Consider the following 13,227-nt stretch of genomic DNA (forward strand, 5'->3'; position numbering starts at 1 on the left):
ACAACGTGACAGAAAACGGTGTGAACCTGAATGCACAGTCCACAGCGACTGCAGTTGCCCGCGTTGTTACAGACACGATCAACCTGGGTACAGGTAACGATACACTGGTTACTTACGGTGCGATCAACCTGGCTGGCGCGCAATTGTCTGGTATTGAAAACATCACAGCCAATTCAGCAGTCGTCATCACAGCCAGCCAATATGCTGCATTAATCGCAGCGCGTGCCGCATTGAACCTGTCCGGTCCGGTACTGACATTCTCAGGTAACGTACCTCATCAACTGACTATCGTTGACGATATTGGTGGTATTAATAACATCGACCTGTCCTTTATTACGGTCACAGGCGGCAGTATGGTATTCGACGTAACGTCTTCTTCCAACGCAACTGGTGGTGGCGTGAACAACACGACGACATCGAATGCAATCGGTACATCCGGTGGCGCTACTGCGATTGCTGGTGTCATAGGTACTAATCCAGTCAATGGCGGTGGCATAGCTCTGGCGCCGATTGCCCTGACTGCAGGTGGTGTATTTAACAGTACAGCAAACGTGAATGATAATTTCACAGGTAATGCGGCAGCGCTGGTTGGTACAACTGTTAACGGTAATGCCGGTGATACAGACATGATCACCTTCACTGGTGGCGGCAGTATCGTTATCGGTGGCGGCAATACTATTACCAACATCAAAACTGTTGCTACAGACAATACATCGACAGACGTGTACTTCAACGTTGCTACTGCAGGTGTTACCACTGTCAACGGCGGCACAGGCAATGACCGCGTCTATCTGGCAAACTCCGGCAGCTCCATGCTGGCGGGTAATGTCAATCTGGGTGCCGGTAACAATACCTTGACCATGGAAGGCAAGACTTACAGTGGGACTTTCACTGCAGGTGCAGGTACATCCGATATCTTGAGTCTGGTCGCGTCATCCAATATTGCTGGTGCGAATATCTCTGGCTTCGAAAGCCTGGTGGTTGCCAGCAATGCTGGTATTACTTTGTCTGCAGCTCAATACAGTGCTTTCACCAGTATCACGGCGACAGGTACAAATGCCTTCACATTCTCTACAGCAGGTACTATCGCTGGTAACGCGACTGTAGAAAATTATGTACTTGCGAATGGCGCAAATACCTTCACTGGCGCGGCTGGCTTGATTTCTGTCACTGGTGGCACTGGTGTCGATACGTTCACAGTGGGCGACGCCATTATCACGGCAACTGTTGCTGCCAATGGTATTAACGGCGGTGTTGGCGCCGGTGACATCCTGAACGTAGGTGCTGTGACTGCTGCGCTGGATATGTCTGCAAAGGTAACCGGTGTTGAAACCGTGAATGTGACTGGTGGTACTAACGCCGCATGGACTGTGACTAATGAAAACGGTGCTGGTGTGACTTTGAACTTCACCAAGTCTGCTTCTACTGCAATCAATAACGTCATCCTTGGAACTGGTGGTCAGACCCTGAATGTTCTGGGTACTGGCACTGGTGCAACCACCATTACAGGCGGTACAGGTGTTGATACTATCAATCTGTCTACAACTGCGACTGGTGTTGAAACTATCGATGCAACTTCTGCAGGCACACGTTCCAACATCGGTTCTATCGATACAGTGGCAAATTTCAAAGTTACTGGCGCTGACGTGTTCAAAACTGGCACAGCAGCAACAACATTGAACGCACTGAACATCGCTAACGCTGACGTAGCAACTCTGGCAGCAGCAATTGCTACAGCAGCAACTGGTGCTGGCGCGGCTCTGGCAGCGAATACCCAGGCTTACATCATTACTGTAGCTGCAGGTACAGCAGCTGGTACTTATGCCTTCCAAAACATCGGTGGCACTGTTGGTGCAGTTGATGCCACTGACTTTATCGTTAAAATCACTGGCGCAGGTTCCATCGTCGCTGGCGACTTCATCGCTTAATCAGGTTCGCAGCAAAGCAGGGGGGGTGATCCCCCTGTCGCAAACTAAAAAACAAACAAGCCCGGCACTGCAAAGTGCCGGGCTTGTTTGTAACTGTAGTCAGCATTCACAGATACAATAAAATTGCTGCGTCTTTGCATGTGAGACATCACAATCAACTCAAAGACATCTGGCAAATTCTATGTATACATTTCCTCATTCGTTTAATTCAGCACGGCTTGCTATCTGCGTTGGCGCGTTCACAAGTTTGCTGCTGTTCGTCTCAGCAGTGTTTGGTAAGGAACAGAATCTGTCCACAAACGTCGCAACCGTCGCTACTACAAAAAACTGCAGCAAATTACTGCCTGATGAATATCAAGGGCAGACACTGGACTGGTCACATTTGCGTGCCGCAGACTTACCGCGCGAATTAAAAATTTTTCCTGATCAGCAAGCTGCCTGCGCAATGAATACGGCAATTTGTAGCGAAGCTGAAAGCACGAAAATCATTGCAGTTGATGTGGATGTGTTTTTCAAGGACTCTGCCATCTGGAGCAAGCCTGAGCAATTGCAGCCTTATATGGAACTCGTCAATCGCTATTATCAGCAGGCGCGCATCACTTTCAATTTCAGATTCCGTCCAATAGGTGAATTGCCCGCCTGGACTGAAAACCGCAATCAACTGAGTATCATTTTTGCTGCGGCTATGCCTGCCCCGGCTGGCAAGGTCGCTGATGCATTTGGCAATTTGCCAGCGGGTAAGGCAGTATTTAATGATGTGCTGATGAATCGCCCAGACAGACACGCGAATCCCTATTTCCTGATGGGCAAACCTTTGGGGCATGAACTAGGGCACGTGTTGGGTCTTGCACACACGCAGGACAAGGCCTTGTTGATGACCCAGGGGACTTCACCGCAAAATGCTTTGGATATATTGCCGGAGCAGGCGTTGATCATGCGGATCATGGCATTGCAGCGTTTTGGTGGCAGACTTGATCCCGTGATTGCATGTCATTAGGGAAATGCAGTGTTGGAAGATTATTGCTGCTTCACTATTTTTCAGCCATTACTGCTGGTGAAATGCACCTGATCTGTGCTGGCAAAGGTGCTTAAGGCAGAGGGAAAAGGTAAAATGCCGGTATTCCGTCACTGCGAGCTACCATGACTGCCTCTACTTCCAGCACTTCCCCACAAGAAATCACGATTACCCGCCCGGATGACTGGCATTTGCATGTGCGCGATGGCGCAGCCCTGGCCAGTGTGTTGCCGCATACGGCAGCGCAGTTTGCCCGCGCCATCATCATGCCTAACCTGAAGCCGCCCGTCACGACGACAGAGCAGGCGGCCGCTTATCGTGAACGCATACTTGCGGCCTTGCCAGCAGGCATGAATTTCGAGCCGCTGATGACCCTGTACCTGACCAATAACACGCCACCAGATGAGATACGCCGTGCCAAGGACAGTGGTTTTGTGCATGCCGTGAAATTGTATCCAGCAGGTGCCACCACCAATTCTGATGCTGGCGTGACTGACCTCAAAAATTGCTACAAGACTCTGGAAACCATGCAGGAAGTCGGCATGCCCTTCCTGGTGCATGGTGAAGTGACAGATGCCGAGATCGATTTGTTTGACCGCGAAGCCGTGTTCATCGACCGCGTCATGCAACCGCTGCGCAAGGACATGCCGGAATTGAAAGTGGTGTTTGAACATATCACGACCAGTGATGCTGCAGCCTATGTGGCAGAATCTGGTGGTCCGATTGCGGCGACGATTACTGCCCATCACCTGCTGTATAACCGCAATGAGATTTTTAAAGGCGGCATACGCCCGCATTATTACTGCCTGCCAGTGCTCAAGCGTGAAACCCATCGCCAGGCGCTGGTCAAGGCGGCTATCTCGGGCAGCAAGCGTTTCTTCCTGGGTACTGATTCTGCACCGCATGCCAAAGGTTTGAAAGAGCATGCCTGCGGTTGTGCCGGTTGCTACACCGCTTTGCATGCGATGGAGTTGTATACCCAGGCTTTTGAGCAGGCCGGTGCACTTGATCAACTGGAAGCGTTCGCGAGTTTCAACGGTCCTGACTTTTATCAATTGCCACGCAATAGCGGCAGCATTACCCTGGTGCGCGAAGACTGGCAAATGCCGGCAGAATTGCCATTTGCCGATACCAGCATCGTGCCGCTGAACAGTGGTGAAACCCTGCACTGGAAAATGCGTACTGCATAAATCTGGTTGGCAATTCATGACACGTTTTTTTGATGAGATAGACTGGCCGCAAGCCTGGTTTGCTGCCGTGCGCGAATCGGCTGACAGCTTGCTGGCGGCCGAAGACTGGCGCTCGCAACTCAATCATCTCGCTCTGGAGGCAGGTTTAAGCAATCACCTCGAATTGCCCTTGCGCTTTATCACACAGGAAGAATTGCCAGAGGGGGCGGCCTATGAAGCGCATATCAGTGCCACTGGCCTGGTACCCACGCGCGAGAACCTGCATGATTTTTTCAATGCGCTGGTGTGGCTGACTTTCCCTGCCATCAAGCGCCAATTGAATGCCTTGCAGGCCGCGCAAATTGCTGCACTGGGCATAGGCAAGTCACGCGGCCCCGCGCGTGACGCAGCAACTATCTTTGATGAGAATGCTGCGCTGCTGGTTCTTGCAGATACACCCGAAGGAGCAGACCTGATTGCCGCTTTGCGCGCGCATGCGTGGCAGGACGCCTTTGTCAGACAGGCAGATAAATTCGGTGGCTGCGCCGAAGTCTGGTGCTTTGGACATGCCTTGATGGAAAAGCTGGTCAATCCCTATAAGGCGATTACAGCACATACCTGGGTCGTCATGGTGGAGCCAGCTTATTTCAAGCTCGATGCCAGCGCCAGACGTGCACGTATCGATGGAGTAGTGGCAGCGCAACTCGCAAGCCAAGTGTTGACGACTGCAGATTACACGCCTTTACCTGTACTAGGTATACCAGGCTGGTGGCCGCAGCAGGATGCATCTTTTTACCAAGACCAGCAAGTTTTTAGGGCAAAACGCCGGAACTGAACCCGGCGTTCAAGAGGCCGCCGGTTACTATCAGGCCGCAGCACCAGCCTGTATGATCTTGAACAATTGATCTTTCAGGCTCAGGCGTGCTTTCTTCAAGTCTTCCAGCGCAGCATCACCCAGATGCTCTGCACCGTTCTCTGCACGGTTGATGGCCTTGTCAGTCTCATCATATTCAGCAAACAGTTTGGCGAAATGCTTGTCGTTGGCTTTCAGTTCGTGAATCGCTTGTTTGAATTCTGGAAATTCAGTGGAAAGAGGGTGGTGATCTACTTGCATGGATACTCCTTAATGATTGAGGAAGGGATTTTCCTTGCCTCCATACTAAGCTTATTCAGACCATCATCCATGACCTGCATCAAGTCAGGCAGAGAAAGACAGAATGCTGGCCTTGATGTGGTGCCGCCTACATTGCTGATTGCAGGCTCGTCATCAATTTCGGGTAGAATATTTGTGCAATGCTGTATACCTGCAGGTGTATGGCCTTGGGATTCCGGCTGCTGCTTTGCAAATTTATCAGGTCTGGATCTATGGTCTGGACAAATTCCGCCATCTGGCATCAGGCTAACACCGGGACTGGCTGCAACTATGTTGGGCAAGCACTCACCTCATCCAGTATTACCAGACCAGCATACAGGCTGGCGTGCAGCGACCATGTCCTTGCGTAAGGCCATTGTGCTGGGTATAGGCCTTGGTATCCTGATCCCCGCCGTCCTGCTTGGCACCGTGCTGGCCAGGGACAGCTATGAACGCGAATATGAAGTGCGCGTGCGTGGTCCCCTGAAGCAATATGCCAGCATGCTGGAACAAACCATGCCCGTGCCATTGTGGCAAGTCGATGCGACCAGCGCCCAGAGTTTTGTCAACTCCGTCATGCTCAATCCTGATGTCGTGCGCATTATTGTCGAAGATGCCGCCCTGGGCCGTTTTGTCCATGCTGAGCAGGCCACACAACAAAAACAGGGCTTGATCAGTGAAACCCGCAATATCCGCAAAGATGGCACGGTCATAGGCCGTGTCACGATAGAAATGAGCAGTTACTGGATGGAACAGGAATTTCTCAAAAAATTTCTCAAGGGCGGTGCTGCCATTTTGGTGCAATTGCTGATTTCTTTTTTCTTGTTGTGGCTGCTGTTCCAAAAACGCATGATGCGCCCGCTGCAGCAATTGCAGCGCGATGTAGATCGTCTCGGTGAAGGTCATTTGGAAGAAGTCGTCAGTGCCGCCCGGCCCGATGAACTGGGCAGCCTGGCGCTGGGGGTAGATTCCATGCGCCTGCGCCTGGGTGAACTCATGAGCGAGCAGGCCAGCCACAATGCCACGCTGGAGCAAAGGGTCACCGACCGCACCAGGGAGTTGCACGCATCGAACCAGGAGCTGCGCACGGCCCTCAATGATTTGAACAGCGCACACGCCGAAATCCAACGCAGCGACAGGATGGCCGCGCTCGGTTCGCTGGTCGCAGGCGTGGCTCATGAACTCAATACACCTATAGGTAATTCTGTGACGGTGGCCAGTACCATTCATGACCTGAGCCGCGAATTCAACAAGAAAATGGCACAGGGTGTCACCCGTGCAGCCCTGCAAAATTATGTCGAAAATAACCTGCAGGCCAGCGATATACTCTTGCGCAATTTGCATAGCGCGGCTGACCTGATCGGCAGTTTCAAGCGCGTGGCGGTAGATAGAACCAGCGCTCAGCGCCGGGTGTTTTTTCTTGATGAAGTCGTCAGGGAAACCATGCTGACCATGGGGGCCAGTATCAGGCATCATGTGCATGAAGTCCGTATCGATATTTCGCCTGGAATACGTATGGATGCCTACCCAGGTTTACTCGGACAGATTATCAGCAATCTCATCAATAATGCCATCCTTCATGGTTTTGATGGTCGTGAAAATGGCATCATCGATATCAGGGCGCATTTGCTGGATACAGAGCCAGCCAAAGTGGAATTAAGCGTCAATGACAACGGCGTTGGTATTGCTGACATCAACCTCGGGCGTATCTTTGATCCCTTCTTCACGACCAAGCTGGGGCAGGGCGGCAGTGGCCTGGGTTTGAATATCGTCTATAACCTGGTGTGCGATGTACTGGGCGGTAGCATACGGGTAGAAAGCGAGCCAGGAAAAGGTGCCAGCTTTATCATGCAACTGCCCTTGTGTGCTCCCGGTCATGCTGATGATATGGAGTAGTAAAGGTGGAGTAGTGAAAGCGAAATGGTGAAAACGAAATTCAGTGGCTGGACTTGGCCACATCAGACCAGCCTTGCGGGCAATTCACCTGGGCAGACAGTTTTTGATATTCGCCAGAAGCCCGCAGCTTTTTCAGACCATTATTAAATGCTGCAACCCTGCCCACACTAGTCGGCAGGCCACGCGACATCATCAGGTGAGTCGTAAAACTCTCCGTCATCAGTTTTGGGTGCGCAGACAACTGTGCCGCGTCGGCTGGGGAAAAGTTTTTTGCCAATAAATCACAGGTGACGTTTCTCTCCATAGGGGCGATATCTACCCGCTTCAACAGCAAGAGCTTCAGGGCTGCCGTATCATTTGGCAGTTTTTCCATCTTCAGGTCCCCCTTGTTCGCCATGGCCCAGATCTCTGGTGTGTAGGTGTAGTCTTGTATCATGGCGATACGATATGGCTTGAGATCGTCGAGTTGTTTCCATTTAAAATCGATGGCATTGCGATAGACAAATACCCATTGCTCTGTGATGACATTGTCACTCAGGAAAAAACTCGCATCATGCTCAGGCTTATGACCCCAGTAAGCCGTGCCATCCCATTTACCTGCGCGGCTCTCGGCCAGGGCGCGTGACCACGGCAAGAAAGTAAATTCCACCTGATAGCCTTCGAGTTCAAAAGCACGCCGCACTATGCTCAGGGCTATGCCTTTGTCTGGCCTGCTTTCAGTCGCATAGGGTGGGAGTTCGCCAGTGGCGATTTTGAGTAATTTTCCTTGTGCCGATGACAAGCCTGGCAATAAGGGTAGCAGTATCAGCAGAGCGACAGCAAACCAGGATGAGCATGCTTTTTTCATGATACCGCCTTCATCAAAAAGGGATTCAGTAGCCTATCATCTGCCTTATTGCTATTTCTGGCAAGTCGCTGGCGTGCAACAAGGTGCAACCACAGTATCAGACCATAGTGCGCAGACCAAACCATGCTGGAATCATGAATGAGAAACAACAACGGGAGCCTGAGCTCCCGTTGTTGTAATGTTGGTACCTTATCTGGCGTTGCGGATTTATTGTTCGCGCAACCAGGTCTGGGTACGGCCAAACATCGGTGCGCCTATGTAGCCGCGCACATTCAGTTTCTTGTTGTTTTCAACGACACTGAGCTTGCTGCTGTACAGCTTGCCATTACCTGGGTCGAGGATTTTGCCGCCAGTATATTCGTCACCGTCTTTTTTGAGGCCAGACAAGATGGTCATGCCGACGATGGGCTGGTCTTTATTTGCGCCTTCACATTTGTCGCATTTTGGGTTCTTTTCGGGAGCATCAGCTTCCAAAAACAGTTTTTCTATCTTGCCCTGCAATTCACCGGCAGTTTCGGTGATACGTATAAGTGCCTTGGGTTTGCCTGATTTGTCATCTATGCTTTTCCACAGGCCGACCGGGCTTTCTTCAGCCTGTGCCAGCAGGGGCATACCTGCGAATGCGATGATTGCGGATAGTACGGATAACACAAGTGGAACTGTTTTTTTCATGCTGTCTCCAAAAGAAAAACTGAGGTCTCTGATTTATGTGATTTGATTGTACGTGGCAAAATTTTCACCACGTACAATATTTTTAGAGTACCTACTTTAACCCACGGTATTGCAACATCTTAGGCTGGTGGCAGCTTATCTAACTGTTCCAGCAGTTTTTGCAGAGTGGCCTTGAAATTCGCCAGGCGTTCTCTCTCAACCGCGATGACCTGTGCAGGTGCCTTGGCGACAAAGCCTTCGTTACCAAGCTTGGTCTCCAGCTTGGTAATTTCACCTTCCAGGCGGGCGACTTCCTTACTGATACGCGCACGTTCTGCTGCCACGTCGATTTCCACCTTCAGCATCAGCTTCGATTCGCCAACGACGGATACCGGTGCCGGTGACTCAGGCAGGGCATCAACGACAGATACCTCAGACAGTTTCGCCAGTGCTTCCAGGTAAGGCGCAAAAGACTGCAGGCGGGCCTTGTCTTCTGCATTTGCAGCCTGCAACAACAGTGGCACGCGCTTGGCCGGGGACAATTGCATTTCACCACGCAGGTTACGGCAAGCGTCGGTCATGGCTTTGAGTGCCTGCATCCAGGCTTCTGCTGCAGTATCGACGTTTTCAGCGACAAACAGCGGATAAGGCTGGATCATGATACTGTCGCCAGCCGGGTTCAGGGTCTTGCCTGCCAATGGTGCCACGGTTTGCCAAAGGGCTTCAGTGACAAAAGGAATGACAGGGTGAGCCAGGCGCAAGATCACTTCCAGCACGCGCAATAAAGTGCGGCGGGTGGCGCGTTGTTGCGCTTCATTGCCTTGCTGTACCTGTACTTTTGCAACTTCCAGATACCAGTCGCAATATTCATCCCAGACAAACTTGTAGATGGCAGAAGCTATATTGTCGAAACGGTAGTCGGCAAAACCTTTTTCTATCTCGGCCTCGGCGTGTTGCAGGGTAGAGATGATCCATTTGTCAGCTTGTGAGTATTCCAGATCTGCTGCCGTGACATCAGCACCAAAGCCGCAATCCTTGTCTTCGGTATTCATCAAGACAAAGCGGGTCGCGTTCCACAGCTTATTGCAGAAATTGCGGTAGCCTTCACAACGACCCAGGTCAAAATTGATATTGCGGCCCAGCGAAGCATAGCTGGCCATGGTGAAACGCAAAGCGTCAGTACCATAGGCAGGAATGCCATCGGCAAATTCCTTGCGCGTGGCTTTTTCTATGCTGGCTGCCTGTTTGGGGTTCATTAGGCCAGCAGTGCGTTTGGCTACCAGTTCATCCACTGTGATGCCGTCGATGAGGTCAATAGGATCCAGGGTATTACCCTTGGACTTGGACATTTTCTGGCCGCTGGAATCACGTACCAGACCATGTACATACACGGTATTGAATGGCACCTTGCCGGTGAAGTGCGTGGTCATCATGACCATGCGCGCTACCCAGAAGAAGATAATGTCAAAGCCGGTGACCAGTACCGAGGATGGCAGGAACTGTTTGATGTCCGGTGTTTCTTCCGGCCAGCCCATGGTAGAGAAAGGTACCAGCGCAGAAGAGAACCAGGTATCGAGTACGTCATCATCACGCTTCAATGCGCCTGTGTAACCAGCGGCATCTGCCTTGGCTTTTGCACCGGCTTCATCATGCGCAACAAATATTTCACCGTTGTCGCCATACCAGGCCGGGATTTGATGGCCCCACCAGAGTTGGCGAGAGATACACCAGTCCTGGATATTCGTCAGCCACTGGTTGTAAGTCGTTGTCCAGTTTTCCGGGATGAATTTGATTTCACCATCAGCGACTTTTTCCAGCGCCACTTCAGCGATGGATTTGCCAGGGAAGAAGGTACCTTCCGGTGCTGGTTTGCTCATGGCCATGAACCACTGGTCAGTCAGCATGGGTTCAATGATCACATTGGTACGGTCACCACGTGGCACCATCAGTTTGTGTGGTTTTACCGAGTCCAGCAAACCCTGGGCATCCAGGTCAGCCACGATTTGCTTGCGGGCGACGAAGCGGTCCATGCCTTGATACACGGCAGGGGCGTTTTCATTGATCTTCGCATCCAGAGTAAAAATGCAAATCATCTCCAGTTTGTGACGCTGGCCAACGGCGTAATCGTTCAAGTCGTGCGCAGGCGTGATCTTCACGCAGCCAGTACCGAATTCCTTATCGACATAGCTGTCGGCAATCACCGGAATTTCGCGGTCTGTCAGTGGCAGTTTGAGCATCTTGCCGACCAGATGGACATAGCGCTCATCCGTTGGATCAACCGCCACGGCCACGTCACCCAGCAGGGTTTCAGGGCGGGTGGTCGCTACCGTCAGATGGCCAGAGCCATCCGCAAACGGGTAGCGGATATGCCACATCGAGCCATCTTCTTCTTCCGACACCACTTCCAGATCAGATACTGCTGTGCCCAGGACCGGGTCCCAGTTGACCAGACGTTTGCCGCGATAGATCAGGCCTTGTTCTACCAGTTTGACGAAGACATCAGTTACGCTTTTCGAGCGTTCGGCATCCATCGTGAAATATTCACGCTCCCAGTCGGCAGAGGCACCCATGCGGCGCATTTGGCCGGTGATGGTGGAGCCGGATTTTTCTTTCCATTCCCAGACTTTTTCCAGAAATTTTTCACGGCCCAGATCATGGCGCGAAATCTTTTGTGCATCGAGCTGGCGTTCCACCACGATTTGCGTGGCGATACCGGCATGGTCAGTACCCGGCACCCAGGCCGTATTGTGACCGCGCATGCGGTAGTAGCGCGTCAGGCCATCCATGATGGTCTGGTTGAAGGCGTGGCCCATATGCAGGGTGCCGGTCACATTTGGCGGTGGCAGCTGTATCGAGAACGAGGGTTTGCCTTCATCCATGGTGGCGGCAAAATATCCACGTTTTTCCCACTCGCCACGCCAGGATTGTTCGATTTCTGCGGGCTCAAAAGACTTGGCTAATTCCATAATATGATCTGCGGTGATTGCTAAACCTTTGATTATAAATGAGGAAAGTGCATAAGGCGGTTTTTCCTGCGGATAGCATTTAATAAAATATTTTAAAGACAATAAATATTTTAAATCTTGTCTCTTGTGGGCGGCAAAGCGACAAATGCCATGTTGCCACCATGCATCTGGCTTGTTGTTGCCTGAAAGATTGGATTAAGATGCTTGAAAACCCCTGGGGACATCATGAAAAGCCTGAACAACACGGCATATGCCCTGCATTTTGTCTTGCTGCTGATAGTCCAGCCTCAGCCAGCCAGGGCTGAAGAGCCGAATACGGAAGAAGACCTGGCCCTGGTCTATTGCCACAAATACGGTGACAAGTCTGTCATCAGCGTTGCCACAGGCTCGGCCCTGCCTCTACGCCGCGCACCCGCCGTGGCAACGGTGATTACTGCTGCCGATATAGAAGTAACCGGTGCCACCAGCCTCGATGGTATACTGGAAACTGTACCCGGTTTGCATGTGGGGCGTTCTACCGTCATGAATATGGCTATTTACACCATACGCGGGATGCGCAATACGCTCAGCAATCCCCAGGTACTGGTGCTCATCAATGGCACGCCCGTCATTAATGCCTACACTGGCGACCGTGGTTTGATCTCCGCTGACATGCCGCTGGAAAATGTCGCGAGAATAGAGATTATCCGTGGCCCCGGCTCCGCCCTGTATGGTGCAGATGCTTTTTCAGGCGTCATCAATATCGTCACTAAAACTGCAAAAGAGCAAAACGGTACACGCCTTGGCAGCAGGCTGGGCTCCTTCAACAGCCGGGATGCCTGGGTTTTGCATGGTGGGAAATGGGGTGATATCGAAGTCGCCGCCTCTTTGCAACATAGCCGCACTGCAGGGTCAAAGGAGCTGGTGGAGCGCGATGCCCAGACGGGCTATGACCTGACTGGCGCGCCCAAGTGTGCAACTGGGCCTGAATCTGTTTCGTTATCGGATGTCTGACATCATCAGGGTCAGCAATAATTCTCAGAATGAAAACGGTGGCAGGCAGAGTGGCCGGGGTTTTGAACTGGAAGCCAGCTGGGATGTGAATAAAAATTTTCGCGTGGCAGGTAATCTGGCTTACCAGAGAGCGATTGATGATGCGACGCAAAAAGACCCAGGCCTGACACCGCGCCTTCATGCCTACCTGAGGGCGGACTGGCAGCCTGCATCAGGATGGAGAGTGAATACACAAATCAACCATGTCGCAGACAGGCAGCGGGAACCTGGTGATACCCGCCCGAATGTGAAGGACTACACCACGCTGGATCTGACCATAGGAACAAATAAAAAATATGCGGGCTGGGACTGGGCACTGATAGTGCGCAATCTCTTGAATGCCGATGTACGCGAACCCAGCCCCTACAGTACGCCTTTTATCAATATGCCAAATGATATTCCCATGGGGGGACGTTCGGTCTTATTGCAATTTGGCTATAAATTATAGAAATACCGGACATCTTTTGTCGGGATGCCTGACCGCTTGTCGGGTGAATAAAGCAGGCGCATCAATTTCGATATGGGGGCGTGCGTAAATCTGTTAATGTTGATGGTTAATTCGCAGTATGGGCTGTGGCAGCTTGATAGTTT

The 13,227-nt window shown here is 51.7% G+C and carries 11 protein-coding genes; 7 read left to right on the forward strand and 4 right to left on the reverse strand.

Features of this window, described 5'->3' with window-relative positions; all coding sequences use genetic code 11:
- The 4 genes from ACO0LN_RS05985 to ACO0LN_RS06000 form a co-directional block, all read left to right on the forward strand.
- The coding region (locus ACO0LN_RS05985; protein WP_422971894.1) for a beta strand repeat-containing protein at positions 1-1,928 on the forward strand (1,928 nt) is incomplete at its 5' end.
- Between the two features lie 181 nt (positions 1,929-2,109).
- Positions 2,110-2,925, forward strand: coding sequence for a hypothetical protein (locus tag ACO0LN_RS05990; protein WP_422971896.1), 816 nt, complete (start codon positions 2,110-2,112; stop codon positions 2,923-2,925).
- 143 nt (positions 2,926-3,068) lie between these two features.
- Positions 3,069-4,133, forward strand: coding sequence for a dihydroorotase (gene pyrC, locus ACO0LN_RS05995; protein ID WP_162043366.1), 1,065 nt, complete (start codon positions 3,069-3,071; stop codon positions 4,131-4,133).
- A 16-nt stretch (positions 4,134-4,149) separates the two neighbouring features.
- Positions 4,150-4,947 carry a DUF3025 domain-containing protein gene (locus ACO0LN_RS06000; RefSeq protein WP_422971898.1) on the forward strand — a complete coding sequence of 266 codons (798 nt, stop codon included), beginning with the start codon at positions 4,150-4,152 and terminating at the stop codon, positions 4,945-4,947.
- A 30-nt stretch (positions 4,948-4,977) separates the two neighbouring features.
- On the opposite strand, the gene ACO0LN_RS06005 is transcribed toward ACO0LN_RS06000, so the two are convergent.
- Positions 4,978-5,226 carry a YdcH family protein gene (locus ACO0LN_RS06005; protein ID WP_422971900.1) on the reverse strand — a complete coding sequence of 83 codons (249 nt, stop codon included), beginning with the start codon at positions 5,224-5,226 and terminating at the stop codon, positions 4,978-4,980.
- 309 nt (positions 5,227-5,535) lie between these two features.
- Between ACO0LN_RS06005 and ACO0LN_RS06010 the strand changes: the two genes are divergently transcribed.
- The gene (locus ACO0LN_RS06010) at positions 5,536-7,140 is read left to right on the forward strand and encodes a sensor histidine kinase (protein ID WP_422971902.1); all 1,605 of its coding nucleotides are present in this window, start codon (positions 5,536-5,538) and stop codon (positions 7,138-7,140) included.
- 40 nt (positions 7,141-7,180) lie between these two features.
- Here the strand turns inward: ACO0LN_RS06010 and ACO0LN_RS06015 are convergent, their stop codons facing one another.
- From ACO0LN_RS06015 to ACO0LN_RS06025, 3 genes are all read right to left on the reverse strand, one after another.
- The gene (locus ACO0LN_RS06015) at positions 7,181-7,987 is read right to left on the reverse strand and encodes a substrate-binding periplasmic protein (protein ID WP_422971904.1); all 807 of its coding nucleotides are present in this window, start codon (positions 7,985-7,987) and stop codon (positions 7,181-7,183) included.
- Between the two features lie 207 nt (positions 7,988-8,194).
- Positions 8,195-8,659: a DUF2147 domain-containing protein gene (locus ACO0LN_RS06020; protein WP_422971906.1), complete on the reverse strand. Its 465-nt coding sequence runs from the start codon at positions 8,657-8,659 to the stop codon at positions 8,195-8,197.
- Positions 8,660-8,778: 119 nt separating this feature from the next.
- Positions 8,779-11,604: a valine--tRNA ligase gene (locus ACO0LN_RS06025; protein ID WP_422971908.1), complete on the reverse strand. Its 2,826-nt coding sequence runs from the start codon at positions 11,602-11,604 to the stop codon at positions 8,779-8,781.
- Positions 11,605-11,829: 225 nt separating this feature from the next.
- Here ACO0LN_RS06025 and ACO0LN_RS06030 point away from each other — a divergent pair, with 225 nt between their 5' ends.
- Together ACO0LN_RS06030 and ACO0LN_RS06035 are read left to right on the forward strand one after the other, a co-directional pair.
- A complete protein-coding gene (locus tag ACO0LN_RS06030; protein WP_422971910.1) occupies positions 11,830-12,597 on the forward strand; it encodes a TonB-dependent receptor plug domain-containing protein in 768 nt (255 codons plus the stop codon).
- A complete protein-coding gene (locus ACO0LN_RS06035; protein WP_422971912.1) occupies positions 12,590-13,084 on the forward strand; it encodes a TonB-dependent receptor domain-containing protein in 495 nt (164 codons plus the stop codon). Before ACO0LN_RS06030 ends, ACO0LN_RS06035 begins: the two co-directional genes overlap by 8 nt.
- Positions 13,085-13,227 lie beyond the last annotated feature (143 nt).

The sequence above is a fragment of the Undibacterium sp. TC9W genome (genome assembly GCF_049339865.1).
GTDB lineage: Bacteria > Pseudomonadota > Gammaproteobacteria > Burkholderiales > Burkholderiaceae_D > Undibacterium.

Excerpts from the sequence above, each read along its gene's own strand:
- ACO0LN_RS05990 (WP_422971896.1), top strand. The coding sequence starts at position 2,110 with ATGTATACATTTCCTCATTCGTTTAATTCAGCACGGCTTGCTATCTGC.
- pyrC (WP_162043366.1), top strand. The coding sequence starts at position 3,069 with ATGACTGCCTCTACTTCCAGCACTTCCCCACAAGAAATCACGATTACC.
- ACO0LN_RS06000 (WP_422971898.1), top strand. The coding sequence starts at position 4,150 with ATGACACGTTTTTTTGATGAGATAGACTGGCCGCAAGCCTGGTTTGCT.
- ACO0LN_RS06005 (WP_422971900.1), bottom strand. The coding sequence starts at position 5,226 with ATGCAAGTAGATCACCACCCTCTTTCCACTGAATTTCCAGAATTCAAA.
- ACO0LN_RS06010 (WP_422971902.1), top strand. The coding sequence starts at position 5,536 with ATGTTGGGCAAGCACTCACCTCATCCAGTATTACCAGACCAGCATACA.
- ACO0LN_RS06015 (WP_422971904.1), bottom strand. The coding sequence starts at position 7,987 with ATGAAAAAAGCATGCTCATCCTGGTTTGCTGTCGCTCTGCTGATACTG.
- ACO0LN_RS06020 (WP_422971906.1), bottom strand. The coding sequence starts at position 8,659 with ATGAAAAAAACAGTTCCACTTGTGTTATCCGTACTATCCGCAATCATC.
- ACO0LN_RS06025 (WP_422971908.1), bottom strand. The coding sequence starts at position 11,604 with ATGGAATTAGCCAAGTCTTTTGAGCCCGCAGAAATCGAACAATCCTGG.
- ACO0LN_RS06030 (WP_422971910.1), top strand. The coding sequence starts at position 11,830 with ATGAAAAGCCTGAACAACACGGCATATGCCCTGCATTTTGTCTTGCTG.
- ACO0LN_RS06035 (WP_422971912.1), top strand. The coding sequence starts at position 12,590 with ATGTCTGACATCATCAGGGTCAGCAATAATTCTCAGAATGAAAACGGT.